The sequence below is a fragment of the Frigoribacterium sp. MCBA15_019 genome (assembly GCF_001864945.1).
Classification (GTDB): Bacteria; Actinomycetota; Actinomycetes; order Actinomycetales; family Microbacteriaceae; genus Frigoribacterium.
In genome coordinates this window covers 135,290-161,507 of sequence record NZ_MJGS01000001.1, presented here as the reverse complement: position 1 = coordinate 161,507, position 26,218 = coordinate 135,290, and the positions used below count along the sequence as shown (strand labels likewise).

General features: G+C 67.8%; 23 protein-coding genes. 16 read left to right on the top strand and 7 right to left on the bottom strand.

The window, feature by feature from the left end; all coding sequences use genetic code 11:
- Positions 1-46 precede the first annotated feature (46 nt).
- From uvrA to BIV04_RS00720, 9 genes are all read left to right on the top strand, one after another.
- Positions 47-2,998, top strand: coding sequence for an excinuclease ABC subunit UvrA (uvrA, locus tag BIV04_RS00760; RefSeq protein ID WP_143048488.1), 2,952 nt, complete (start codon positions 47-49; stop codon positions 2,996-2,998).
- Entirely contained in the window at positions 2,995-4,902 is a 1,908-nt protein-coding gene (gene uvrC / locus BIV04_RS00755; RefSeq protein WP_071253363.1) for an excinuclease ABC subunit UvrC, read from the top strand. The genes uvrA and uvrC overlap by 4 nt, the downstream gene beginning before the upstream one ends.
- Positions 4,903-4,942: 40 nt before the next feature.
- Positions 4,943-5,824, top strand: a complete 882-nt coding sequence (gene rapZ / locus BIV04_RS00750; RefSeq protein WP_055972789.1) for an RNase adapter RapZ — start codon at positions 4,943-4,945, stop codon at positions 5,822-5,824.
- Positions 5,825-5,892: 68 nt separating this feature from the next.
- Positions 5,893-6,873, top strand: coding sequence for a DNA-binding protein WhiA (whiA, locus tag BIV04_RS00745; RefSeq protein WP_055972792.1), 981 nt, complete (start codon positions 5,893-5,895; stop codon positions 6,871-6,873).
- Between the two features lie 171 nt (positions 6,874-7,044).
- A complete protein-coding gene (gap, locus tag BIV04_RS00740; protein WP_043595015.1) occupies positions 7,045-8,049 on the top strand; it encodes a type I glyceraldehyde-3-phosphate dehydrogenase in 1,005 nt (334 codons plus the stop codon).
- A 63-nt stretch (positions 8,050-8,112) separates the two neighbouring features.
- Positions 8,113-9,324, top strand: coding sequence for a phosphoglycerate kinase (pgk, locus tag BIV04_RS00735; protein WP_071253361.1), 1,212 nt, complete (start codon positions 8,113-8,115; stop codon positions 9,322-9,324).
- On the top strand, positions 9,318-10,106 hold the full coding sequence (gene tpiA, locus BIV04_RS00730; protein WP_071253359.1) for a triose-phosphate isomerase: 789 nt from the start codon (positions 9,318-9,320) through the stop codon (positions 10,104-10,106). Before pgk ends, tpiA begins: the two co-directional genes overlap by 7 nt.
- Positions 10,107-10,212: 106 nt before the next feature.
- On the top strand, positions 10,213-10,464 hold the full coding sequence (gene secG, locus BIV04_RS00725; protein ID WP_043595012.1) for a preprotein translocase subunit SecG: 252 nt from the start codon (positions 10,213-10,215) through the stop codon (positions 10,462-10,464).
- On the top strand, positions 10,464-10,820 hold the full coding sequence (locus BIV04_RS00720) for an RNA polymerase-binding protein RbpA (RefSeq protein ID WP_043595011.1): 357 nt from the start codon (positions 10,464-10,466) through the stop codon (positions 10,818-10,820). Before secG ends, BIV04_RS00720 begins: the two co-directional genes overlap by 1 nt.
- A 109-nt stretch (positions 10,821-10,929) precedes the next feature.
- Here BIV04_RS00720 and pgl read toward each other — a convergent pair whose 3' ends face one another.
- From pgl to tkt, 6 genes are all read right to left on the bottom strand, one after another.
- The gene (gene pgl, locus BIV04_RS00715) at positions 10,930-11,700 is read right to left on the bottom strand and encodes a 6-phosphogluconolactonase (RefSeq protein WP_071253357.1); all 771 of its coding nucleotides are present in this window, start codon (positions 11,698-11,700) and stop codon (positions 10,930-10,932) included.
- Between the two features lie 15 nt (positions 11,701-11,715).
- Entirely contained in the window at positions 11,716-12,663 is a 948-nt protein-coding gene (locus tag BIV04_RS00710) for a glucose-6-phosphate dehydrogenase assembly protein OpcA (protein ID WP_071253355.1), read from the bottom strand.
- Positions 12,660-14,195 carry a glucose-6-phosphate dehydrogenase gene (gene zwf / locus BIV04_RS00705; protein ID WP_054146092.1) on the bottom strand — a complete coding sequence of 512 codons (1,536 nt, stop codon included), beginning with the start codon at positions 14,193-14,195 and terminating at the stop codon, positions 12,660-12,662. Before zwf ends, BIV04_RS00710 begins: the two co-directional genes overlap by 4 nt.
- Before the next feature lie 116 nt (positions 14,196-14,311).
- Positions 14,312-15,907: a glucose-6-phosphate isomerase gene (locus BIV04_RS00700; protein ID WP_071253353.1), complete on the bottom strand. Its 1,596-nt coding sequence runs from the start codon at positions 15,905-15,907 to the stop codon at positions 14,312-14,314.
- A complete protein-coding gene (tal, locus tag BIV04_RS00695) occupies positions 15,904-17,031 on the bottom strand; it encodes a transaldolase (protein ID WP_054146094.1) in 1,128 nt (375 codons plus the stop codon). The genes BIV04_RS00700 and tal overlap by 4 nt, the downstream gene beginning before the upstream one ends.
- Positions 17,032-17,056: 25 nt before the next feature.
- Positions 17,057-19,150 (bottom strand): transketolase, encoded by a 2,094-nt coding sequence (gene tkt, locus BIV04_RS00690; protein WP_054146095.1) that lies wholly within the window; start codon positions 19,148-19,150, stop codon positions 17,057-17,059.
- Positions 19,151-19,433: 283 nt separating this feature from the next.
- On the opposite strand from tkt, the gene BIV04_RS00685 reads away from it, so the two are divergent.
- Both BIV04_RS00685 and BIV04_RS00680 read left to right on the top strand, forming a co-directional pair.
- On the top strand, positions 19,434-20,357 hold the full coding sequence (locus BIV04_RS00685; protein ID WP_055972812.1) for a heme o synthase: 924 nt from the start codon (positions 19,434-19,436) through the stop codon (positions 20,355-20,357).
- 4 nt (positions 20,358-20,361) lie between these two features.
- A complete protein-coding gene (locus BIV04_RS00680) occupies positions 20,362-20,796 on the top strand; it encodes a GNAT family N-acetyltransferase (protein WP_071253351.1) in 435 nt (144 codons plus the stop codon).
- Positions 20,797-20,814: 18 nt separating this feature from the next.
- Here BIV04_RS00680 and BIV04_RS00675 read toward each other — a convergent pair whose 3' ends face one another.
- On the bottom strand, positions 20,815-21,783 hold the full coding sequence (locus BIV04_RS00675) for a heme A synthase (RefSeq protein ID WP_255364098.1): 969 nt from the start codon (positions 21,781-21,783) through the stop codon (positions 20,815-20,817).
- Between the two features lie 299 nt (positions 21,784-22,082).
- On the opposite strand from BIV04_RS00675, the gene sufB reads away from it, so the two are divergent.
- From sufB to BIV04_RS00650, 5 genes are read left to right on the top strand one after another with little or no spacing between them, the layout of a single operon-like run.
- Complete coding sequence (gene sufB / locus BIV04_RS00670; protein ID WP_055972817.1) at positions 22,083-23,501, top strand: Fe-S cluster assembly protein SufB; 1,419 nt, start codon at positions 22,083-22,085, stop codon at positions 23,499-23,501.
- Positions 23,502-24,728, top strand: a complete 1,227-nt coding sequence (sufD, locus tag BIV04_RS00665) for a Fe-S cluster assembly protein SufD (protein WP_071253349.1) — start codon at positions 23,502-23,504, stop codon at positions 24,726-24,728.
- Positions 24,728-25,060, top strand: a complete 333-nt coding sequence (locus BIV04_RS00660; protein ID WP_083396030.1) for a non-heme iron oxygenase ferredoxin subunit — start codon at positions 24,728-24,730, stop codon at positions 25,058-25,060. Before sufD ends, BIV04_RS00660 begins: the two co-directional genes overlap by 1 nt.
- A 13-nt stretch (positions 25,061-25,073) precedes the next feature.
- Positions 25,074-25,859: a Fe-S cluster assembly ATPase SufC gene (gene sufC / locus BIV04_RS00655; RefSeq protein ID WP_055972824.1), complete on the top strand. Its 786-nt coding sequence runs from the start codon at positions 25,074-25,076 to the stop codon at positions 25,857-25,859.
- A gap of 2 nt (positions 25,860-25,861) precedes the next feature.
- Positions 25,862-26,194: a metal-sulfur cluster assembly factor gene (locus BIV04_RS00650; RefSeq protein ID WP_043594998.1), complete on the top strand. Its 333-nt coding sequence runs from the start codon at positions 25,862-25,864 to the stop codon at positions 26,192-26,194.
- Positions 26,195-26,218: the final 24 nt, after the last annotated feature.

Sequence of the window (26,218 nt, the reverse complement as noted above, 5' to 3'; positions counted from 1 at the left end):
CGCGGGCCTGCCCGCCACGACGACGAGCGTCGTCCACATCGACAGAATGGTAAGAGTGTCCATCTCACCTGTAGAAGGTTCCTCCACGCTGAGCGTCCGGGGTGCCCGTGTGCACAACCTGAACAACGTCGACCTCGAGATCCCGCGTGACTCGTTGGTCGTCTTCACCGGGTTGTCCGGCTCCGGCAAGTCGTCCCTCGCCTTCGACACGATCTTCGCCGAAGGGCAGAGACGGTACGTCGAGTCGCTGTCCGCCTACGCGCGGCAGTTCCTGGGTCAGGTCGACCGGCCCGACGTCGACTTCATCGAGGGCCTCAGCCCGGCCGTCTCCATCGATCAGAAGTCCACGAACCGCAACCCGCGATCCACGGTCGGCACGATCACCGAGATCTACGACTACATGCGCCTCCTCTGGGCACGGATCGGCGTGCCGCACTGCGCCGTCTGCGGCGAGAAGATCAGCAAGCAGAGCGTGCAGCAGATCGCCGACCAGCTCATGACCCTCGAGACGGGCACCCGCTACCAGGTTCTGAGCCCTGTGGTCTCGCAGAAGAAAGGCGAGTTCGTCGACCTGTTCGCCGAGCTCGCGTCCACGGGGTACTCCCGGGCCATCGTCGACGGTGAGCAGATCCAGCTCAGTTCGCCGCCCAAGCTGAAGAAGCAGATCAAGCACGACATCGCGGTCGTTGTCGACCGCCTCGTCGCCTCCGATCAGGCGCTGACCCGTCTGACCGACTCGCTCGAGACCGCCCTCCGCCTGACCGACGGCCTGGTCACCATCGACTTCGTCGACACCGACGAGGGCGCGGCCGGCAAGTACCGAACGTTCTCCGAGAAGCTCTCGTGCCCGAACAACCACCCGGTCCAGCTCACCGAGATCGAACCCCGCACGTTCTCGTTCAACGCACCCTTCGGCGCCTGCCCCGAGTGCTCGGGTCTCGGCACCAAGATGTCGGTCGACTCCGACCTGCTCCTGGGCGATCCCGAGTTGAGCCTCGCCGACGGCGTCATCCTCCCGTGGACCCAATCGGGCAAGGGCCTCTACAACTACTTCCAGAAGCTCCTCGAGGGCCTGGCCGGCGATCTCGGCTTCAGCCTCAAGACGCCGTGGCACGACCTGTCCGAGAAGGTCCAGCAGGCCGTCCTGCAGGGCAACGACTTCGAGGTCACGGTCAAATGGCGTAACCGCTTCGGGCGAGAAATGACGTACTCGACGGGTTTCGAGGGTGTGATGCCCTACATCGAGCGCAAGTACGCCGAGGCCGAGACCGACACGCAGCGCCAGCGTTACGCGTCCTACCTCCGTGAGATCCCGTGCGTCGTCTGCAAGGGCAAGCGGCTCAAGCCCGAGGTCCTCGCCGTCCTGGTCGACGGGAACGACATCGCGACCGTGTCCGAACTCAGCCTCGCCGACGCCTTCGAATTCATGAACAGCCTCACCCTCACGACCCGCGAGGCGCGCATCGCCGCCCAGGTCCTTCGTGAGATCCGGGTCCGGCTCGAGTTCCTGCTCGAGGTGGGTCTCACGTACCTCTCGCTGGCCCGCGCCGCCGGGTCCCTCTCGGGTGGCGAGGCCCAGCGCATCCGCCTCGCGACCCAGATCGGCTCGGGCCTGACCGGGGTGCTCTACGTCCTCGACGAACCGAGCATCGGCCTGCACCAGCGGGACAACCGCCGACTGATCGACACGCTGGTCAAGCTCAAGAACCTCGGCAACACGCTGATCGTCGTCGAGCACGACGAGGACACCATCAAGACGGCCGACTGGGTGGTCGACATCGGTCCGGGTGCCGGCGTCAACGGCGGCACGGTCGTGCACTCGGGCAGCTACGAGGACCTCGTCGCGAACACCGACTCGTACACGGGTGACTACCTCGCCGGGCGGCGCTCGATCGAGACGCCCACCAGCCGTCGTCCCGTCGACAAGAAGCGCATGATCTCGGTCGTGGGCGCCAAGGCCAACAACCTGCGCGACGTCACCGTCGATTTCCCTCTGGGCACCTTCGTCGCCGTGACGGGTGTCAGCGGTTCGGGCAAGTCCTCGCTCGTGAACGACATCCTGTACAAGGTCCTGGCGAACCAGCTCAACGGAGCCCGTCAGATCCCCGGCAAGCACACGCGTGTCACGGGGCTCGACGCCCTCGACAAGGTCGTCCACGTGGACCAGGCACCGATCGGTCGCACCCCGCGCTCGAACCCCGCGACCTACACGGGCGTCTTCGACCGAATCCGCACCCTCTTCGCCGAGACGACCGATGCGAAGGCCCGCGGCTACCTGCCGGGACGCTTCAGCTTCAACGTCAAGGGCGGCCGCTGCGAGAACTGCGCGGGTGACGGCACCATCAAGATCGAGATGAACTTCCTGCCCGACGTCTACGTCGCCTGCGAGGTGTGCGGTGGTGCGCGCTACAACCGCGACACCCTGGCGGTGCGCTACAAGGGAAAGAACATCTCCGAGGTCCTCGAGATGCCGATCAGCGAGGCGGCCGAGTTCTTCGCCCCCATCTCGGCGATCTCGCGGTTCATGTCGACGCTGGTCGACGTCGGCCTGGGCTACGTGCGACTCGGTCAGAGCGCCACCACGTTGAGCGGTGGCGAGGCTCAGCGCGTGAAGCTCGCGACCGAGCTGCAGAAGCGCTCCAACGGGCGCAGCGTCTACGTGCTCGACGAGCCGACCACGGGTCTGCACTTCGAGGACGTGCGCAAGCTCCTGCTCGTTCTGAACGGTCTCGTCGAGAAGGGCAACACCGTCATCACGATCGAGCACAACCTCGACGTCATCAAGTCCGCCGACTGGCTGATCGACATGGGCCCCGAAGGAGGCGCGGGTGGCGGTACCGTCATCGCCACCGGCACGCCCGAACACCTCGCCACCGTGCCCGAGAGCCACACGGGCGTCTTCCTCAAGGAGATCCTCGAGTCGGGTCACACCGTGCCGCGCGTCCAGAAGAAGAAGGCCACGCCGACGCGACGTCGGGAGGCCGTCGAAGCACGATGAGCAACACCGTCTCCTGGCGTCCGAAAGCGGGCGAGATACCGACCGACCCCGGCGTCTACCGCTGGCGTGACGAGCGGGGCAGGGTTCTGTACGTCGGCAAGGCCAAGAACCTGCGGGCCCGGCTGAGCAACTACTTCGCACCACTGCCCTCCCTCCACGAACGCACCCGTCGGATGGTCCTCACCGCTCGATCGGTCGAGTGGACCGTCGTGGGCAGCGACATCGAGGCCCTGCAGCTCGAGTACACGTGGATCAAAGAATTCGACCCGCCGTTCAACGTCAAGTTCCGCGACGACAAGACCTATCCCTTCATGGCCGTCACCCTGGCCGACGAGGCACCTCGGGTCATGGTCACGCGCAACCCGCGCATCAGAGGGGCGAAGTACTTCGGGCCCTACCCGAAGATCTGGGCGGTCCACGACACCATCGACCTGATGATCAAGGTCTTCCCGATCCGGACCTGTTCCGACAGCAGCTACAAGAAGGCGATGCAGACGGGCAAGCCCTGCTTCCCGGGGCAGATCGGTCGTTGCGGAGGGCCCTGCTCACACAAGGTGTCGATCGACGAGCACCGGGCCATAGTCGACGAGTTCGTCAAGTTCATGGGCAGCTACGACAAGAAGGTGATCGCCGACCTGCAGCGGTCCATGAAGACGGCCGCCGTCGAGCAGCGCTTCGAGGACGCGGCGGCCTACAGGGACCAGGTGCAGGCCCTCGAGGCCGTGCTCGACAAGTCGGCGGTCGTCCTCCGCGACAACGTCGACCTCGACCTCTACGCCCTCGCCGAGGACGAGCTGGCGGCCGCCGTCCAGCTCTTCACGGTGAGGGGCGGTCGCATCCGTGGTTCCCGCGGATGGGTCGTCGACAAAGAGATCGACATCTCGACCGGCGACCTCGTCGAGCAGGTCCTGCAGGGCATCTACACCGCCGGTGCCGAGCTTCCTCGCGAGATCGTCGTGACCGAGACGCCGGACGACAACGACGCCCTCGAAAGCGTGCTGAGCTCCCTCCGCGGGCGCGGGCGGGTGCAGATACACACGGCTCAGCGCGGGGAGAAGGCCAACCTGATGCAGACGGCGACCCTCAACGCGCAGCAGTCGCTCATGCTCTACAAGACCCGTCGCAGCGCCGACTTCGCCACCCGGTCGACCGCCCTGGCCGACATCCAGGAGGCCCTCGGCATGAGCGACGCGCCCTTGCGCATGGAGTGCTACGACGTCTCCCACCTCTCGGGCACGAACATCGTCGCTTCGATGGTGGTGTTCGAGGACGGTCTACCGCGGAAGGACCAGTACCGGCGCTTCAACATCCCTCAGTCGACCGACGACACCGAGTCGATCTACCAGACCCTCAGCCGCCGTCTCTCGCGCCTCGACGACGAACTCGCGCCCGTCGAGGAGGTGGGTGAGCAACGCAAACGGTTCGCGTACCGTCCCAACCTCCTCATCGTCGACGGCGGACAACCCCAGGTGGCGGCGGCCCGACGAGCCCTCGACGACGCGGGCGTCACCGACATCGCACTGTGCGGCATCGCCAAGCGGCTCGAAGAGATCTGGTTGCCCGACGACGACTTCCCGGTCATCCTGCCGCGCAACAGCGACGCACTGTTCCTGATCCAGCGCATCCGGGACGAGGCGCATCGGTTCGCGATCACACACCAGCGGCAACGGCGCAAACGCGACATCTCGACGCAACTGGCCGAGATCCCGGGGTTGGGCCCCTCCCGGGTGGCCGTGCTCCTGAAGCACTTCGGCTCGGTCAAACGGCTGAAAGACGCAGACGTCGCCGACATCTCGGCGATCCGCGGCATCGGACCGACCCTCGCCGCGGCCGTCGTCGAACGGCTCCGCGGAGCCGAGGACGTGACGGCCGACGACGCCGTGCCCCCCACGAGCCCCGCCTAGACTCGATGCACCGCCCGCCGACCCGGAGGACACCACCGACATGAGCGACGTCAGCGAACAACAAGAGGTCCTGATCGTGACGGGCATGTCCGGTGCCGGGCGGTCGACGGTCGGCAACGCCCTCGAAGACCTCGACTGGTACGTGGTAGACAACCTGCCCGCGCAGATGCTACGACCGTTGCTCGACCTGGCCGAGCGCGCGGGGGACTCGCTCCCCAAGATCGCCGCCGTGGTCGACGTCCGCGGGGGGCGCCTCTTCAGCGAGGCACAGGAGGCCGTCCGCACCCTCCGGGCGAGCATGCCCAGCAAGGTGCGGGTCCTCTTCCTCGACGCGACCGACGCGGCGTTGGTCCGCCGTTTCGAGCAGGTCCGGCGGCCGCACCCGCTGCAGGGTGACGGCACCTTGCTGGACGGCATCCTCGCCGAGCGAGCGCGCATGGAGGAGCTCCGCGAGACCAGCGACGTGATCATCGACACCTCGGAACTCAACATCCACCAGTTGGCCACGACGATCTCCGAGAAGTTCGCCGAGTCCGACCGCGCCGGGGTGCAGGTGACCGTCCTCAGCTTCGGGTTCAAGTACGGCCTGCCCACCGACGCCGACATGGTGGGCGACGCGCGGTTCCTCCCCAACCCGTTCTGGGTGCCCGCGCTCCGGCAGCAGTCGGGGCTCGACGAGCCGGTCACGACGTACGTCATGCAACAGGACGGGGCACGAGAGTTCGTCGACGCCTTCGCCGCCTCGCTCGTCCCCGTGTTGTCGGGCTATCAGCGTGAGAACAAGAGACACGCTACGATCGCCATTGGCTGCACCGGGGGCAAACATCGATCGGTCACCCTCGTGGGTGAACTGGCGGCGCGTCTGCGTGGACTCCCCGGCGTGGCCGTCAGCGTGAAACACCGCGACCTCGGCCGAGAATGACCCACCGAGGTCCTTCAGCACGCCCGTGTACCGACGACAAGTCGACCTGACGAAAAGGAACAACCGGAGTGGCCCAGACTGCCGACGTCAAAGAAGAACTCGCCCGCGTCGAGGTGAGCAGGACGACGATCCGGGCTGCCGAGCTCGCCACCGTCCTTCGTTTTGCCGGGGGGCTCCACCTCATCTCCGGGCGGATCGCGGTCGAGGCGGAACTCGACTCGGCCCTCATCGCCCGCCGGGTCCGCAAAGACCTGGCCGAGCTGTACGGAGCCCGGAGCGACGTCGCCATGACGGCTCCCTCCGGTTCACGACGCACCCCGGGGTTCCTCGTGCGGGTCCACGAGGCCGGAGAGACGCTGGCGCGTCAGACCGGGCTCATGGACGCCCGCCGGCGACCCGTGCGTGGCCTGCCGAACCGACTCACGACCGGCTCGCGTGACGATCTCGCCGCGATCTGGCGCGGCGCCTTCCTCGCCCAGGGCTCTTTGACCGACCCCGGTCGATCCGCCTCGCTCGAGGTCGTGTGCCCCGGCAACGAGACCGCCATGGCGCTCGTCGGGGCCGCCGGACGACTGGGCATCGCGGCGAAGGCCCGCGAGGTCCGGGGCGTGCACCGCGTGATCATCCGCGACGGTGAGGCGATCGGCACCATGCTCAAGGTGATGGGTGCCGAGAAGAGCGTGACCGACTGGGAAGAGATGCGCCAGCGCCGGGAGGTGCGCGCGACCGCCAACCGTCTCGTCAACTTCGACGACGCCAACCTGCGACGTTCGGCCCAGGCCGCCGTCGCCGCCTGCGCCCGGGTCGACCGGGCGATGGAACTCCTCGGCGACGACATCCCCGATCACCTCAAGTACGCGGGCGAACTGCGACTGGCGCATCGTGACGCCAGCTTGGACGAACTCGGCCACCACGCCGACCCCCCGATGACCAAGGACGCCGTGGCGGGACGCATCCGCCGACTGCTCGCCATGGCCGACAAGAAAGCCAGCGACCTGGGCCTCCCGGGTACGGACGCCAATCTCCCGAACGACCTCGACCTCGACTGAGGGCCGGCGGAGGGGAGCCCGTGACGTCACGGGACGGCGAATTCCGGAGGGCTGCTGCTACTGTCGTAAACGGTGTCCGACCCGAGGTCATCGAGAATTCGGGCGTCGCCACGGGCCTGGTCGCCCACACCCTCCACGCGTCCCCACGACGCCTGATCATCAGGAGTTTCATTGACCGTCAAGATCGGCATCAACGGCTTCGGTCGCATCGGCCGTAACTACTTCCGCGCGGCGCTCGCCAAGGGAACCGACATCGAGATCGTCGCCGTCAACGACCTGACCGACAACGCCGCCCTCGCGCACCTCCTCAAGTTCGACTCGATCACGGGTCGTCTCGACGCCACCGTCGAGCTCGACGGCGACTCGATCGTCGTCGACGGCAAGCCGATCAAGGTGCTCGCCGAGCGCGACCCCGCCAACCTGCCCTGGGGCGAGCTGGGCGTCGACATCGTCGTCGAGTCGACCGGTTTCTTCACGAAGGCCGAAGACGCACGCAAGCACATCACGGCCGGCGCGAAGAAGGTCCTCATCTCGGCTCCCGCCACCGGTGACGACGCCACCATCGTGTTGGGCGTGAACGAGGGCATCTACGACCCCGCCAACCACCACATCATCTCGAACGCGTCGTGCACGACGAACAGCCTCGCGCCCCTGATGAAGGTGTTCCTCGACAACTTCGGCGTCGAGCGCGGTCTCATGACGACGGTCCACGCGTACACGGCCGACCAGAACCTGCAGGACGGCCCCCACAAGGACCCCCGTCGTGCCCGCGCCGCCGCGCTCAACATCGTCCCGACGTCGACCGGTGCCGCCAAGGCCATCGGCCTCGTGATCCCCGAGCTCGCCGGCAAGCTCGACGGCTACGCCCTGCGCGTCCCCGTCCCCACCGGCTCGATCACCGACGTGACCCTCGAGACCAGCACCCCGGTGACGGTCGAGCAGATCAACGCTGCCTACAAGGCCGCAGCCGAGGGCGAGCTCAAGGGCATCCTCGCCTACTCCGAAGACCCGCTGGTGTCCACCGACATCACGACCGACCCGCACTCGTCGATCTACGACTCGGGGCTCACCAAGGTCATCGGCAACCTGGTCAAGATCACCTCGTGGTACGACAACGAGTGGGGCTACTCGAACCGCCTCGTCGACCTGACGAAGTACGTGGCCGACCGCCTCTAGTCCGACCTCGATGCCCCGGCCCCAGCGGGCCGGGGCATCGTCCTCCAACCCCGAAACGAACCCATGAGCCTGCGAACCCTCGATTCCCTCGGTCCCTTGTCGGGCAAGCGCGTCATCGTCCGATGCGACCTCAACGTCCCGCTGAAGGACGGTGAGATCACCGACGACGGACGCATCCGTGCCTCCCTCGAGACCCTCGACCTGCTGATCAACCAGGGGGCGAGGGTCGTCGTCATCTCGCACCTCGGTCGCCCCGACGGCGAGGCCAAGGCCGAGTACAGCCTGCGACCGGTCGCCCAGCGACTCAGCGAACTCCTCGGCAAGAGCGTCGGCTTCGCGGCGAGCACCGTCGGCGACGAGACCACCGAAGCGGTGGCCGGACTGACCGACGGTCAGATCGTCGTGCTCGAGAACCTCCGCTACAACGCTGCCGAGACGTCGAAGGACGAGTCGGAGCGTCAGGAGTTCGCCCGTCGCCTGGCCGAACTCGGCGACGTGTTCGTCTCCGACGGCTTCGGCGTCGTGCACCGCAAGCAGGCGAGCGTGTACGAGCTCCCCGCGCTCCTCCCGAGCGCAGCCGGCACTCTGATCTCCCGCGAGCTCGAGGTCCTCGACAAGCTGACCGAGAACCCCACGCGGCCCTACACCGTGGTCCTCGGCGGCTCGAAGGTGTCCGACAAGCTCGGCGTCATCGAGCACCTGCTCCCGCGGGTCGACAACCTGCTCATCGGTGGGGGGATGCTCTTCACGTTCCTCGCCGCGCAGGGACTACCCGTCGGCAAGAGCCTGCTCGAGAAGGACCAGCTCGACCGGGTCCGCGGCTACGTCGACGAAGCCGCGCGTCGGGGCGTCAACCTCGTCCTCCCCGTCGACGTGGTGGCGGCCTCGACCTTCAGCGCCGATGCCGACCACACCGTGGTCGCCTCGGACGGCATCGAGTCGTCTCCTCTCGGTGCGGACGCCCTCGGGTTGGACATCGGTCCCGAGACGGCGGCCCGCTTCGCCGAGACCGTCCAGACGTCGTCCACGGTCTTCTGGAACGGACCCATGGGAGTCTTCGAGTTCCCGGCATTCGCACACGGCACCAAGGCGGTCGCCGAGGCTCTCACCCATGTCTCGGGTCTCGGTGTCGTCGGCGGTGGCGACTCGGCCGCGGCCGTCCGTGCCCTGGGCTTCACGGACGACCAGTTCGGCCACATCTCCACCGGTGGTGGAGCCAGCCTCGAGTTCCTCGAGGGCAAACGACTCCCCGGACTGGAGGTCCTCGGATGGTGACCACACGCACCCCCCTCATTGCCGGCAACTGGAAGATGAACCTCGATCACCTGCAGGCGATCGCGTTCGTCCAGAAGCTCGCCTGGTCCCTCAAGGACGCCAAACACGACTTCGAATCGGTCGAGACCGCGGTGTTCCCGCCGTTCACCGACATCCGCAGCGTGCAGACCCTGCTCGACGCCGACAAGCTCGAGCTGGCGCTCGGAGCCCAGGACCTCTCCGCCCACGATTCCGGTGCCTACACGGGAGAGGTCTCGGGGCCGTTCCTCGCCAAGCTCGACGTCCGCTACGTCCTGGTCGGGCACTCGGAGCGCCGGACGCTCCACGCCGAGGACGACGATGTCGTGGCGACGAAGGTCGCTGCGGCTCATCGGTCGGGCCTCGTCCCCGTGATCTGCGTCGGCGAGACGGCCGACGACCTCGAGCAGCACGGACCGAGCGCGGTGCCGGTGGCCCAGCTCCGTGCCGCGCTCGCCCAGGTGCCCGCGTCCGCCGAGATCGTCGTGGCCTACGAGCCCGTCTGGGCGATCGGGTCCGGGCAGGCCGCCACGGCCGAGCAGGCCGAGCAGGTCTGCGCCGCGCTGCGGGTGGCCCTGGTCGACATCGTCGGCTCGGATGCCGCCGCCGCGACCCGTGTCCTCTACGGCGGATCGGTCAAGTCCACCAACATCGCGTCCTTCATGCGTGAGCCGAACGTCGACGGCGCCCTCGTCGGTGGGGCGAGCCTCGACGTGTCCGAGTTCGCCAGCATCGTCCGCTTCCAGGCGCACGTCGGCGTCTGAGCGGATCGGGGCGCCGCCCGTCGGTGCCCTTCCGGCTCGTGCTGCCGGGATGACGGCCTCTCGCGGTTATACTGGTCAGCGGTCTCACCGCATCGAAAGGTCCTACGTGGAAATTCTCCAGGTCATCCTGCAGGTGTTGCTCGGCATCACGAGCCTCCTGCTGACCCTCCTCATCCTGCTCCACCGCGGTCGCGGCGGCGGTCTGTCCGACATGTTCGGCGGTGGTGTCACGAGCAACCTCGGGGCGTCCGGCGTCGCCGAGCGCAACCTCAACCGCATCACGGTTTTCCTGGGTCTCGTCTGGATCACCTGCATCGTGGTCCTGGGCCTCATCACCAAGTTCGCGGCGGTCAGCTGATGGCCTCGGGCGGTAGTGCAATCCGCGGCTCGCGCGTCGGTGCGGGTCCCATGGGTGAACAGGACCGTGGCTTCCACGCCGAGCGGATCACCATCTCGTACTGGGATGCCCTCGGCAACGAGGTCGTACGTCACTTCGCGGCCAACGTTCCCGACGAAGAGATCCCCGAGACCGTCGATTCACCCTCGAGCGGGCTGCCGGCAGGTCGCGACAAGGCGAACCCGCCGACGGTCGCCAAGCTCGAGCCCTACAAGACTCACCTCGCGTACGTGAAAGAGCGACGGACCGAAGAAGAGGCCGAGCAACTCCTCGAAGAGGCACTGCAGCAGTTGCGCGTCCGACGCGGGAAGGCCTGACCAGGCCGAGCGCACCTCCTGGTGTCGACGCCGACGATGACGAAGGGCCCCGCAGCGATCAGCTGCGGGGCCCTTCGTCGTACCGTGGACGGTCGGCCCGGACCGGGACTCAGTACGTGGAGGCGATCAGGTTCTCGGGGACCTCGGCCGCGGCGTCCCGGTCCACGAAGAAGACGGTGCGCTTGCGCCCCTTGACGCCGGCCACCGGTACCTGGTCCGCCCCGGCACCCGCGAGGGCGAGCCCCAGCGACGAGGCCTTCTCGGCTCCGGCGAGGATCATCCAGACGCGCTGCGAGTTGTTGATCACCGGCAGGCTCAGCGTCAGGCGCACCGGCGGCGGCTTGGGGGAGTCGTCGATCGTGAGCACGGTCGGCTCGAGCTGACGGATCTGCGCCTTGTCGGGGAACAACGAGGCCACGTGACCGTCGGGACCGACACCGAGAAGCGTGATGTCGAAGCGCGGGGCCTCGTCGTCCGCCTGGGCATGCTGGCGGAGCTCGTCGCGGTAGGCGACGGCCGCTGCCTCGACGTCGGCATGGTCACCGACAGCACCGAAACGGTGGACGTTCTCGGGCAGCAGACCGATGTGGTCGAGCAGATCGATGCCGGCCTGTGTGTCGTTGCGGTCGGCGTCGCCGGCGGGGACCCAGCGTTCGTCGGCCCACCAGATCGAGACCTTGGACCAGTCGACGCTGTCGCGCGCCGGTGACGCGTTGATGGCCGCCAGCACGAGCGTGCTCACCGAGCCGCCGCTCACGACGACCGACGCGTAGTTCTGCTCTTCGAGCACGTCGATGATCTTGGTGATGAAGCGGGCGGCCACGGACGCGCCCAGCGATTCTTTGTCGGGGTGGACCAGCACCCGGCGTTCGTTCGTCACGGTTCTCTATCTGCTCTAGTTGCTCTGGACGGGTTCGCTCAGTTGGCCGACCCCGTGTCTCACGACGTTCCCGAACAGGTCGTCGGGGTCGAGTCTACGGAGTTCCTCGGCCAGGCAGTCGCGCAGCGAGCGGCGTGGCAGCGCGAGATCGTGCGTGGGCTGGCCTGGTTGGGTCAGCGTCGCGACGTCGCCGAGGGATCGTTCGAGGACGATGGACCCGGAGGCGCGGACGAGTTGCACCCCGTGGATACCGCTCGAGCCGGTCGCCCGGGTCGTCAGCTCACCGTCGACCGGCACCTGGAGCTGCAGACGCAGCCACGCGGCCAGCAGCAGAGTCGAGGGGGAGTCGGGTGCCCCTGCGACACCGACCTCGGTGACCGACTCGTACGGCGGCTGGTCGAGCACCGCGGCGAGCTGTGCCCGCCACAGGGTGAGCCGGGTCCAGGCGAAGTCGGTGTCACCGGGAGCGTAGCTACGCGCGAGGTCGATGATCGACTGGCGCGGGTTGGACTGGCTCGCGGCGTCGGTGATGCGCCGTTGTGCGATGCGCCCCAGGGGAGACTCGGAGACGACGACAGGAGCGGTCTTGGGCCACCACGCCACGACGGGTGCGTCGGGCAGCAGGAGCCCGGTCACGAGCCCCTCCTCGTCGCTCGCCGTCTCACCGTAGGCGCGGAGCAGGATGACCTCGCTGGCACCGGCGTCGCCCCCCACGCGGATCTGCGCGTCGAGCCGTCCCTCGCCGGCGTCGACGCCGATCGACGTGGACACGACGATGACCCTCATGGGGTGCTCACGGGAGGCGTCGTTGGCAGCCTCGATGGCTTCTTCCTCGTCACCGAGACGGGTGGAGATGATCAAGGTGAGGACACGGCCCAACGCGACCGCGCCTCCTTCTTCCCTGATCTTGACCAGCGTCTTCTGGACGCGGCTGATGGTGCTGTCGGGCAGGTCGACGATCACGGACGCCTCCAGGTACGGCCGTCACGGGCCATGAGTTCATCGGCCGAGGCGGGGCCCCACGTGCCGGGTCGGTACTGTTCGGGCTGGCCCTGGGTGGCCCAGAACTCCTCGATGGGGTCGAGGATCTTCCAGGAGAGTTCGACCTCCTCGTGCCGGGGGAACAGGGGCGGGTCGCCCAGGAGCACGTCCAGGATGAGGCGCTCGTAGGCCTCCGGGCTCGCCTCGGTGAAGGCGTGCCCGTAGCCGAAGTCCATGGTGACGTCCCGGACCTGTGTGCCGATGCCGGGCACCTTGGACCCGAACCGGAGAGTCACTCCCTCGTCGGGCTGGACCCGGATCACGAGGGCGTTCTGCCCCAGGGAGGTCTGGGTGCCGAAGATGTTCTCGGGCACCTGCTTGAAGACGACGGCGATCTCGGTCACGCGACGTCCGAGACGCTTGCCGGCACGGAGGTAGAAGGGCACGCCCGCCCAGCGTCGGGTGGCGATCTCGAGCTTGATGGCGGCGAAGGTCTCCGTCGTGCTCTCGGGGTCCATGCCCTCTTCGTCGAGGAAGCCGAGGACCTTCTCTCCGCCCTGCCACCCCCCGGCGTACTGGCCCCGCGCGGTGCCCGTGGCGAGGTCGGCGGGCAGGCGGACGGCCGACAGGATCTTCTCCTTCTCGGCCCGGAGGTCGCGGGCGGCGAACGTGACCGGCTCTTCCATCGCCGTCAGGGCGAGCAGTTGGAGGAGGTGGTTCTGGATGACGTCACGGGCGGCACCGATGCCGTCGTAGTAGCCGGCCCGACCGCCGACGCCGATGTCCTCGGCCATGGTGATCTGGACGTGGTCGACGTAGTTGGAGTTCCAGAGGGGTTCGTACATCTGGTTGGCGAACCGCAGCGTGAGGAGGTTCTGCACCGTCTCTTTGCCGAGGTAGTGGTCGATGCGGAACACGCTGTCGGGCTCGAACACCGTCTCGACGACGGCGTTGAGCTCGCGCGCCGTCTTGAGGTCGCTGCCGAATGGCTTCTCGATGACGACGCGACGCCACGCACCGTCCTTCTCCTCGGCGAGCCCGGAGTTGCGGAGCTGCTCGGTGACCATGGGGAAGGCCTTGGGCGGGATCGAGAGGTAGAACGCGTGGTTCCCCATCGTGCCGCGTTCGCGATCGAGCTCCTCGATGGTGTCCTTGAGCCGAGCGAACGCGTCGGCGTCGTCGAAGACCCCCTGGACGAAACGGAAGCCCTCCTTGAGCTGACGCCAGACGTCTTCGTCGAACGGCGTTCGAGCGTGGTCCTTGACGGCCTGGTAGACGACCTGCTCGAAGTCCTGGCCCTCGAACTCACGACGGGCGAAACCGACGAGCGCGAAACCGGGCGGGAGCAGGCCTCGGTTGGCTAGGTCGTACACGGCGGGCATGAGCTTCTTGCGGGAGAGGTCACCCGTCACACCGAAGATGATCAGGCCGCTCGGGCCGGCGATGCGGTTGAGACGTCGATCGGAGGGCAACCTCAGAGGGTTGGACTCCGGCGTGATCGGCACCGGTGACATGAAGTTCCGTTCTGTGGTTCGAGGGGTGGTCCGGTCGAGGACGGGCGATGCCTGCGGAGACCACCCGGGGGCAAGACGAAAGGGCCGGCGCCCGTGAGGACGCCGGCCCTTTCGGCTCAGCGGAGTGCGGCGGTGATGACCGGCAGCGCGGCGGCCACGTCGGTCACCGTCAGCGTGAGCACGGGACGACCGTGCTCGGCCAGGACCTTCGCGTCACCGGCGGCCTGTGCCTGCACGAGCTGCCCGAACGTGAACGGGCTGTCCGGGATCTCGAGGTCGGTCTCGGGCACCTGCGTGATCTGCAAGAAGACACCGTTGGCGGGGCCACCCTTGTGGTACTGACCCGTCGAGTGCAGGAAGCGCGGCCCCCACCCGAAGGTGACGGGACGCTGCGTGCGCGCCGCGAGCAGGTCGCGGATCTCTTCGAGCTGCGGGTTCGCCACGCGGTCCACGTACGCCTGGATCGAGAGGTAGCCGTCGTCGCTCAGGTGCGAGAGCAGCGCAGCCACCGCCGACTCGAGCGTGTCTCCCAGTTCGACGCCTCCGACCTCGCGGACCTCGACGCCCTCGGCCGTGAAGGCCGGGGGAGTGGGCTCGGGACGGTCGTCGAGCAGCGCACGCGTCGCGATCTTCGCCGACTCGACGTCGGGCTGGTCGAACGGGTTGATGTCGAGCAGACGCCCGGCCACCGCGACGGCGTATTCCCAGACCATGATCTGGCCACCGAGCGAACCAGAGATCTCGACCTCGCCGGGAGCGACCTCTCGGGTCTCGTCGGCGTTCGCCACGAGACGGACGACCTGCACGTCGTGCAGACCCGCCGTGATCTCGGGGGCGGAGGTGCCGATCACCACGGGGAGCAGGCCGCGACCTTGCTTGCCGGTCGACTCGGCGATGAGCTGTTCGGCCCAGTCCGGGAATCCGACGATGTGGGTGCCGTCGGCGACGATCGCGATCTTGTCACGCAGCGGGGAGGTACCCGCCAGCACGGCGCCCAGCACGAGGCCGGGGTTGTCGGCACGGTCCTGCGCCAACTCGACCGTGACGGCGTCGGCCTCGGCGAGCAGCTCGCGGATGTCGGCACCGGCCAGGCCGGACGGCACGAGGCCGAACGCCGAGAGGGCCGAGTAGCGCCCGCCGATGTTGGGGTCGGCGTTGAAGACGCGGTAGCCGGCCTCACGAGCCTGCCCGTCGAGGGGCGAACCCGGGTCGGTGACCACGACGATGCGCTCGACGGGGTCGATGCCGGCGTCGGTGAACGCCTTCTCGAACGTCTTGCGCTGGCTGGCCGTCTCGACGGTCGAACCAGACTTCGACGACACGACGAGCACGGTGCGCTCGAGACGGTCGGCGAGGGCCGTGAGGACCTGACCGGGCTCCGTCGCGTCGAGCACGGTGAGCTCGACACCGTAGGTGCGGGTGATGACCTCGGGCGCGAGCGACGAACCGCCCATGCCCGCGAGCACGACGTGGTCGACTCCCTTGGCGGCGAGCTCGTCGCGCAACGAGTCGATCTCGTCGAGGAGCGGAGTCGAGACCACGACGGCCTCGGTCCAGCCGAGACGCTTGGCCGATTCGTCCTCGGCGTCGGGGCCCCACAGGGTGGGGTTCTGAGCCGTGATGCCCGAGGCGACGAGGTCGCTCACGAGCTGCGGGACGACCGTCTCGACCGCCTGTGCCGCGTCTCCGCTGGCAGCGATGGTGATGGTCACTTGGACTCCCCGGCGGGCTTGGCTGCCTCGAGGGCCGCCGTGACCGTGTCGAGCAGTTCGTTCCACGACACGATGAACTTCTCGACGCCCTCTTTCTCGAGGGTCTCGGTCACGTCGTCGTACGAGACGCCCTGCGCGGCGATCGCGTCCATGGTCTCGTTGGCGGAGGCGTAGGAGGCGCTGATCGTGTCGCCACGGATCTCACCGTGGTCGAAGGTCGCCTCGAGCGTCTTCTCGGGCATCGTGTTGACGACGTCCTGGGCGACGAGCTCGACCACGTAGGTGGTGTCGAGGACGGCGGGGTCCTTGACTCCGGTCGAGGCCCAGAGGGGGCGCTGCTTGTTGGCACCGGCAGCGAGGAGGCCCTTGGCCCGCTCGGTGTCGAAGGCCTGCTGGTAGACCTCGTAGGCGAGCTGGGCGTTGGCCACGCCGGCCTTGCCCTTGAGGGCCTTGGCCTCGTCCGTTCCGACGGCGTCGAGTCGCTTGTCGATCTCGGTGTCGACACGCGACACGAAGAACGAGGCGACCGAGTGGATCTCGGTGATGTCGATGCCGGCGGCCTTGGCCTGCTCGAGACCCGTGAGGTACGCGTTGATGACGGCACGGTAGCGCTCGAGGCTGAAGATCAACGTCACGTTGACGCTGATGCCCTGGGCGATGACGGCGGTGATGGCCTCGAGACCCTCGACGGTCGCCGGGATCTTGATGAGGGCGTTGGGGCGACCGACCTTGGCGGCCAGCTTGACCGCCTGGTCGATGGTGCCCTGAGCGTCGTGCGCCAGACCCGGCTCGACCTCGATCGAGACACGGCCGTCGAAGCCGTCGGTCGTGTCGTAGACCTCGCGGAAGATGTCGCAGGCACGGGTGACGTCGTCGGTCGTGATCTCGAAGACGGCGTCGGTGACGCTGACACCGGTCTTGGCGAGCAGGGCGACCTGGTCGTCGTAGGCCTCGCCCTTGGCCAGAGCCGAGGCGAAGATCGTGGGGTTGGTGGTGACGCCGACGACGTTGCGCTCGGCGATCAGCTTCTGCAGGCCGCCCGCGTTGATGCGCTCGCGCGACAGGTCGTCGAGCCAGATGCTCACGCCGGCGGCGGAGAGCTGTGCGGTGTTCGAATCAGTCATGTTCTTCTTCTTCCTTTGTCGACGCTCAGAGAGCGGCGATCGAGTCCTTGGCGGCGGCGACGGCGGCTTCGGTCGTCATGCCGAACTGCTTGAACAGCGTCTTGTAGTCGGCCGAGGCACCGAAGTGCTCGATCGACACGCTGCGACCGGCGTCGCCGACGATGCCGCGCCACGGCATGGCCACGCCGGCCTCGATCGAGACGCGGGCCTTGACGGCGGCCGGGAGGACGGCTTCTTTGTACTCGTCGCTCTGCTCGTCGAACCATTCGATGCTCGGAGCCGAGACGACGCGGGCGTTGATGCCCTCGCCGCGCAGGACCTCACGGGCCTCGACGGCGATCTGCACCTCGGAGCCGGTCGCGACGAAGATCACGTCGGGCGTGCCGCCCGGCGCCTCGGCCAGGACGTAGGCGCCCTTCGCGACGTTCTTCGCCGACGCGAAGGTGTCGCCCTCGGCGTCACCGGTACCGCGCTCGAAGACGGGCAGGTTCTGACGGCTGAGCGCGATGCCGGCGGGGCCGTGGTGGCGCTCCAGGATCGTGGCCCAGGCCCAGGCCGTCTCGTTGGCGTCGGCAGGACGCACGACGTCGAGGTCGGGGATCGCCCGCAGCGACGCGAGCTGCTCGATCGGCTGGTGGGTCGGCCCGTCCTCGCCGAGGGCCACGGAGTCGTGGGTCCAGACGTAGATCGCGGGCGACTTCATCAGTGCCGCGAGACGGACCGCGGGGCGCATGTAGTCGCTGAAGATGAGGAAGGTGCCACCGAACGGGCGCGTGTTGCCGTGCAGCGTGATGCCGTTGAGGATGGCGCCCATGGCGTGCTCGCGGATGCCGAAGTGCAGCACGCGACCGTAGGGGTCACCGCTCCACTCGTCGGTCGACCACTCGGTCGGCACGAACGACTTCGAGCCCGTGATCGTCGTGAGGTTCGACTCGGCCAGGTCGGCCGAGCCGCCCCAGAGCTCGGGGACGACACCGGCGAGGGCGTTGATGACCTTGCCCGATGCGGCGCGGGTCGAGACGTCCTTGCCGGCCTCGAAGACGGGGAGAGCCTCTTCGATGCCCTCGGGCAGCTCGTTCGCGAGGATGCGGTCGAGCATGACCTTCTTGTCGGGGTTGGCCGACGCCCAGGCGGCGAGCTTCTCGTCCCACTCGGCGTGCTGGGCCTGGCCGCGCTCGACGGCCTTGCGGGTGTGCTCGAGGACGGCGGGGTCGACGTCGAACGACTTCTCGGGGTCGAAGCCGAGGACCGACTTCAGACCGGCGACCTCGTCGGCACCCAGTGCCGAGCCGTGGATCTTGCCGGAGTTCTGCTTCTTGGGCGAGGGCCAGCCGATGATCGTCTTGAGGATGATCAGCGAGGGCTTGTCGGTGACGGCCTTGGCCTTCTCGATGGCGTCGTGCAGTTCGGCGACGTCCTCGACGTATTCACCGGTCTTCTTCCAGTCGACGACCTGGACGTCCCAGTCGTAGGACTCGAAGCGCTTGTGGACGTCCTCGGTGAAGGCGATGTTGGTGTCGTCCTCGATCGAGATCTGGTTCGAGTCGTAGATGGCGACGAGGTTGCCGAGCTTCTGGTGGCCGGCCAGCGACGCGGCCTCGCTCGTGACGCCCTCTTGCATGTCGCCGTCACCGGCGATGACGTAGACGAAGTGGTCGAACGGGCTCGTGCCGGGCGCGGCGTCGGGGTCGAACAGGCCACGCTCGAAGCGGGCGGCGTAGGCGAAGCCCACCGAGCTGGCGAAGCCCTGGCCCAACGGACCGGTCGTGATCTCGATGCCGTCGGTGTGGCCGTACTCGGGGTGGCCGGGGGTCTTGGAGCCCCAGGTGCGCAGGGCCTCGAGGTCGTCGAGCTCGAGACCGTAGCCACCCAGGTAGAACTGGATGTACTGCGTCAGCGAGCTGTGGCCGACGGACAGGATGAACCGGTCGCGACCGATCCAGGTGCTGTCGCTCGGGTCACGACGCATGACCTTCTGGAAGAGCAGGTAGGCGGCGGGCGCCAGGCTCATCGCGGTGCCCGGGTGGCCGTTGCCGACCTTCTCGACCGCGTCGGCCGCGAGGACGCGGACCGTGTCTACTGCTTTGTTGTCAATGGATTCCCATTGCAGATCTGCCACTGGAAGTTGACCCTTCTTGATGCGAACTGCGCGGGGTCGATTCGCTCCCGCGCTGACGTGCGCCTGCCGAGACGTCGTCGGCTGGGTCGCACACACGCTGGGGGCGGGGATCGGGACGGTTCGTCCGGTGACTCGGGACCGAGAGGGCGTGCGACTGGCAAGCACCTGCAAGTATAGGGACGAACCCCCTCCGCCCGTCCGCATCCGGCCGGGGGTTCGCCGTCAGCGTCGACGTTCATCGCCTAGACTCCTTGGGCAAACCGTTCGTCTCGTTAGAGGACTCATGACCGCAGCCGTTGACATCCGCCCCGACACGTCACCCCGGGGCTTCCGTCGTAAGGCTCGGGCGTACGTCGCCCTCACGAAGCCCCGCGTGATGGAGCTCCTGCTCGTCACCACGGCGCCGACGATGTTCCTGGCCCAGGGCGGCATCCCCAACCTGTGGCTCGTCGCGGCGACGCTGATCGGCGGCGCCCTGAGCGCCGGCTCGGCCTCGGCCTTCAACTGCTACATCGATCGAGACATCGACCGCATCATGAAGCGCACCCAGGGGCGACCGCTCGTCACGGGTGACGTGAGCGACCGCGAGGCGCTGGTCTTCTCGTACGTGGTCGGCGTCGCGTCGATCGTCTGGCTCGCCCTCACGGTGAACCTGCTCTCGGCGGCGCTCTCGCTCGGGGCCATCCTCTTCTACGTCGTCGTCTACACGCTCTGGCTCAAACGCCGCACGCCGCAGAACATCGTGTGGGGCGGCATCGCCGGGTGCATGCCCGTGCTCATCGGCTGGGCCGCCGTCACGAACGACCTCTCGTGGTCGGCCGTCATCCTCTTCATGGTGATCTTCCTCTGGACGCCGCCGCACTACTGGCCGTTGTCGATGAAGTACCGCGACGACTACGCCGCGGCCGACGTCCCGATGCTCGCCGTGGTGCGCGGCCGGTCCATCGTCGGCCTGCAGGTCATCCTCTACGCATGGGCCACCGTGGTCTGTTCGCTGATCCTCGTCCCCGTCGCCGGCATGGGCACGCTCTACACGGTCGTGGCCCTGGCCAGCGGCGCCTGGTTCGTCTGGGAGTCCCACCGGCTCTACAGCCGGGCCATCCAGCAGGTCGCCGAGGTCCGGCCGATGCGCGTCTTCCACAGCTCCATCACGTATCTCACGCTGCTGTTCGTCGCCGTCGGCGTCGACCCCCTGCTCCCGTTCTAGCCCGGTGAGCCCGTTCGACTGGACGGTCCGTGCGGCGCGCCCGGACGACGTCGGACCACTGACCGATCTGAAGCTCGTCGTCCTGAGGCCCGAGTTCGAGCGTCTCGGCATCTGGAACCCGCCCCGCCACCGTTCTCGCTTCGTGCGCGAGTTCGTCGCCGACGAGACGCGGGTCGTCGAGGGCGACCAGCGCCTCCTCGGCTGCCTCGCGCTGCACCCGGACGGCGACACGACCTGGCTCCGTCACTTCTACCTGGCCGAGGAGGCGCGAGGCCGGGGCATCGGGACCGCCCTGCTGACCGAGGCGATCGGCTCGGTCACCACGGGGTCGATCACCCTCGACGTGCTCACCGGCAGTCGTGCCGTGTCGCTCTACGAGCGCACGGGATTCGTCGTCGTCGACCAGGACGACGTCGACACCGTCATGCGTCGCGAGTAGACCCCACGGTCGCGTCCATCAGGCGCGGACGGCGGCCGCCTCGACGATCGGCTCGACCTCGTCCGGTGCCTGGTCGTTGCGCAGGGAGAGCACGACGGCGGTCGTCGCGGCCACGAGCAGCGCGGCGAGCACCATGTGACTGCCGACCAACAGCGGCGGAAGTCCGGTGCGCGCCTGAGTGATGCCGACCGCGATCTGCACGAGCTCGACACCGAGCAGGGCGAGGGGGAATCGTCGGGGGAGGCCTGCCCGGATCGTCCAGACGACGACGGCCAGGGTGAGGGCGAGGGTGGCGTAGGCCGGCCAGCTGTGGACGTGGTCCATGATCGCCGGGTCGAGACCGTTGCGGGGCGTGGCCGCGTCACCGGCGTGCGGGCCGGAGCCGGTCGTGAGGACGCCGACGACCACCGTGACGCCGACGACGGCCGCCGCCACGTGCACGAGCCGCGCGTAGCCCCGCGGCGTCGCCGCGTGGTGCCCCCGGGGCCCGCGGTACACCCGCCAGAGCAACGTGGTGGTCAGCGCGACGAGGACGATCGAGACGACGAAGTGGGCGCCGACGATGTAGGGGTTCAAGCCCGTGAGGACGGTGATGCCCCCGAGCACGGCCTGGAAGGGGATGCTCAGACCCTGGACGAGGGTGAGCCAGAAGAAGTCGCGACGGACCGTGCGCATCCGCAGCACGAAGAGGAACGCCAGGATGACCACCAGGGTGAGCACGAAGGTGAGCAGACGGTTGCCGAACTCGATGACGCCGTGGACGCCCATCTCGGGCGTGCTGACGAACGAGTCGGCCGTGCAGCGGGGCCAGGTGGGGCAGCCGAGGCCCGATCCCGTGAGCCGCACCGCGCCTCCCGTGCCGATCAGCAGCACCTGACAGACGAACGACGCCCAGGCGATGAAACGGACCCGGCGGTCGACGGTCGTGGGGAGCCACGACCAGGCTCGGGTCAGGACTCCGGTGGCGCCCACCTGTGCGTTGCTCACGACTTGCTGCCTTTCGTCACTTTCGGCGGTCGGCCCTGTAGAATCAACGGGTTCAGGAACACGACCCGGCAGGGTGTCGACGGAGACATCCGAAGACCGTGAGATCCGCAGAAGCGGTGCACGGCCTTCACCACCAGTCTAAGCAACGCCACCTGACGACTCGATCACGTCGAGCGTCGACCGGCGAGGCGGCGACAGCCGGTGTGTTCGACTCGCAGGGCGAGCAACCGGGCCGCTCCACAACCCGGGGAATGCCGTTCGGCCGACCCGTGTTCGGTCCGGCAGAGAAAGAGGTAGTCATGTCAGACGTGTTGATCGATCGACCCGAGCTCGCGAGCCTGGGGCAGTACGAGTTCGGCTGGTCCGACTCCGACACCGCGGGCGCCTCGGCGCGCCGAGGGGTGTCACCCGAGGTCGTCACCGACATCTCGAACCTGAAGAGCGAACCCGAGTGGATGCTCAAGAACCGGCTCAAGGGCCTGACGTTGTTCGAGCGCAAGCCCATGCCGACGTGGGGCGCCGACCTGTCGGGCATCGACTTCGACAACATCAAGTACTTCGTGCGCTCGACCGAGAAGCAGGCGACCACCTGGGACGAGCTGCCGGACGACATCAAGAACACCTACGAGAAGCTCGGCATCCCCGAGGCCGAGCGCAACCGCCTCGTGGCGGGCGTCGCCGCCCAGTACGAGTCCGAGGTGGTCTACCACCAGATCCGCGAGGACCTCGAGCAGCAGGGTGTCATCTTCATGGACACCGACACGGCGCTGCGCGAGCACCCCGAGCTCTTCCAGGAGTACTTCGGCACCGTCATCCCGGCCGGCGACAACAAGTTCGCCGCGTTGAACACGGCCGTCTGGTCGGGCGGCTCGTTCGTGTACGTCCCCAAGGGCGTCCACGTCGAGATCCCGCTGCAGGCGTACTTCCGCATCAATACCGAGAACATGGGTCAGTTCGAGCGGACGCTGATCATCGCCGACGAGGGCAGCTACGTCCACTACATCGAGGGCTGCACGGCTCCGATCTACAAGTCCGACTCCCTGCACTCGGCCGTGGTCGAGATCATCGTGAAGAAGAACGCCCGCGTTCGCTACACGACGATCCAGAACTGGTCCAACAACGTGTACAACCTGGTCACCAAGCGAGCGATCGCCCACGAGGGCGCGACCATGGAGTGGATCGACGGCAACATCGGCTCGAAGGTGACGATGAAGTACCCGTCGATCTACCTGGTCGGCGAGCACGCCAAGGGCGAGACCCTGTCCGTCGCCTTCGCGGGCCCCGGTCAGCACCAGGACGCCGGCGCGAAGATGATCCACATGGCGCCCTACACGACGTCCTCGATCGTCTCGAAGTCGATCGCCCGAGGCGGCGGTCGCGCGGGTTACCGTGGCGAGGTGCGTGTCGACGAAGCGGCCCACCACGCGGCCAACACGGTCCGTTGTGACGCCCTGCTGGTCGACACGATCTCTCGTTCCGACACCTACCCCGCCATCGACATCCGGGTCGACGACGTCCAACTGGGTCACGAGGCGACCGTGTCGCGGGTCAGCGAAGAGCAGCTCTTCTACCTCATGTCGCGCGGCATGGCCGAAGACGAAGCGATGGCCATGATCGTCCGTGGCTTCATCGAGCCCATCGCCCGCGAACTCCCGATGGAGTACGCGCTCGAACTCAATAAGCTCATCGAGATGAGCATGGAAGGATCAGTCGGCTAGATGTCCGCCGCAGCACCCACCACCACACCAGAGTCCACCACCACGCCGGGCGTCCAGCACGGCGCCGGTGCCCACAGCGACGGCGGCTGGGGCCTCGTGCCCGTGCAGACGCGTTCCGAGCGGTTCACCTCGGTCGACCCCGCGGCGTTCCCCGACGTGACCGGTCGCGAGGTGGACTGGAAGCTCAGCCCGGTGTCGCGCCTCCGTCCGTTGATCGACGGTGACCTCGACGGCTCGCCCTATGCCTACTTGGCTCGAGAGACGCCCGGTGCCACCGTCGAATGGATCGACCGCAGCGACTCTCGGGTCGGCACGGCCGGAACGCCCGAGGACAAGGCCGCGGCGAATGCGTGGTCGAGTGCCGAGAAGGTCCTGGCCGTGACGCTCACGGGCGACGAGCCGTCGGCGATCACCATCGGACGCTCGGGTCTCGATCGCGAGCCACGGGCCGGTCACACCCTGATCCACGCCGAGGCGAACAGCCAGGCCATGGTCGTCCTCCGCAACACCGGGTCGGCGCAGCTGGTGGAGAACGTCGAGATCGTCGTCGACGAGGGTGCGCACCTCACCGTCGTCACCCTGCAGGAGTGGGACGACGACGCGGTGCACCTCGCGAGCCACCACGCCCGCATCGGTCGCGACGCCCAGCTCAAGCACTTCGTCGTCAGCCTCGGCGGATCGGTCGTCCGGGTCAACCCGTCGGCCCACCTGGCCGAGCAGGGTGCCGACGCCGAACTCTACGGCGTCTACTTCGCCGACGCCGGCCAGCACCTCGAGCAGCAGGTCTACGTCAACCACGACGCCCCCAAGACGCGGAGCCGCGTCAACTACAAGGGTGCCCTCCAGGGTGCCGGTGCCCGGACCGTGTGGATCGGTGACGTTCTCATCGGACGGACGGCTCCCGGAACCGACAGCTACGAGCAGAACCGCAACCTGGTGCTGAGCGAGGGCACGCGCGCCGACTCGATCCCGAACCTCGAGATCGAGACCGGGGACATCGAGGGCGCGGGTCACGCCAGCGCGACCGGTCGCTTCGACGACGAGCACCTCTTCTACCTGCAGTCGCGCGGCATCTCCGAGCACGAGGCACGCCGCCTGGTGGTGCTCGGCTTCCTCGTCGAGGTCATCCAGAAGATCGGCGACGCCGACCTGCAGGATCGGCTCGTGGACGCCATCGAGGTCGAACTGGCCGCGGGCGAGGCGACGTCGACCGAGACGGTCGCCTGATGGCGACGAAGGTCTGCGGCGTCGACGACGTCAGCCCCTCCCAGGCGCACCGCGTCGTCGTCGACGGTGTCGCGATCGCCGTCGTGAAAGACAGTGCCGGCACGATCCACGCGATCGGCGACACCTGCACCCACGGCGACATCTCGCTCTCCGAGGGGTTCGTCGAGGACGACACCCTCGAGTGCTGGGCCCACGGCTCGATGTTCGAGCTCACCACCGGCAAGCCGCTCACGCTGCCCGCCTACGAACCCGTACCGGTCTTCTCGGTCTCCGTCATCGACGGCGAGGTGTACGTCGACACCACCTCGACCTCCACCGGCGCCGCACAGTAAAGGAACAGAACGCATGTCCACTCTCGAGATCCGCGACCTCAAGGTCAGCATCGACACCGACGCCGGCCCCAAGCCCATCCTCAAGGGCGTCGACCTCACCATCAACGAGGGCGAGATCCACGCCGTCATGGGCCCCAACGGCTCGGGCAAGTCGACCCTCGCCTACACGATCGCCGGCCACCCCCGCTACAACGTCGACGGGGGCTCCATCCTGCTCGACGGTCGCGAGGTGCTCGAGATGAGCGTCGACGAGCGCGCCAAGGCGGGGCTCTTCCTCGCCATGCAGTACCCCGTCGAGATCCCCGGCGTCACGGTCTCGAACTTCCTCCGCACGGCCAAGACCGCCCTCGACGGCGAGGCTCCGGCCATCCGCGGCTGGATCAAGGACCTCCGCGAGTCGATGAACGCCCTCAAGATGGACTCGGCCTTCGCCGAGCGCAACGTCAACGAAGGCTTCTCGGGTGGCGAGAAGAAGCGACACGAGATCATGCAGCTCGAGCTCCTCAAGCCGAAGTTCGCCGTCCTCGACGAGACCGACTCCGGTCTCGACGTCGACGCGCTGAAGATCGTCTCCGAGGGCGTCAACCGTGCCAAGGCCAACACCGGGCTCGGTCTGTTGCTCATCACGCACTACACGCGCATCCTGCGCTACATCAAGCCCGACTTCGTCCACGTGTTCGTCGACGGCCACGTCGCCGACGAGGGTGGACCCGAGCTGGCCGACCGCCTCGAGAACGAGGGCTACGACCGGTACGTGACGGCTGCCGCCGCCGAGGCCGCTGCGACCCAGGCAGTCTGACCGTGGCCGTCGCACTCAGTCCCGAGAAGTTCGATCAGACCATCGAGGCACTGAAAGAGGTCGTCGACCCCGAGCTGGGCGTCAACATCGTCGATCTGGGGCTCATCTACGACCTCGCGATGGACGAAGAGCACGAGAACGCTCTCATCATCAGCATGACGCTGACGAGCGCGGGTTGCCCGTTGACGGACGTCATCGAGGGAGACACCGCCAACGCCCTCGACGGTGTCGTCGACGCCTTCCGCATCAACTGGGTGTGGATGCCGCCGTGGGGTCCCGATCGCATCACGGACGACGGTCGCGACATGATGCGCGCGATCGGGTTCTCCATCTGAACCCCGATCCGTCGGCACGACGAC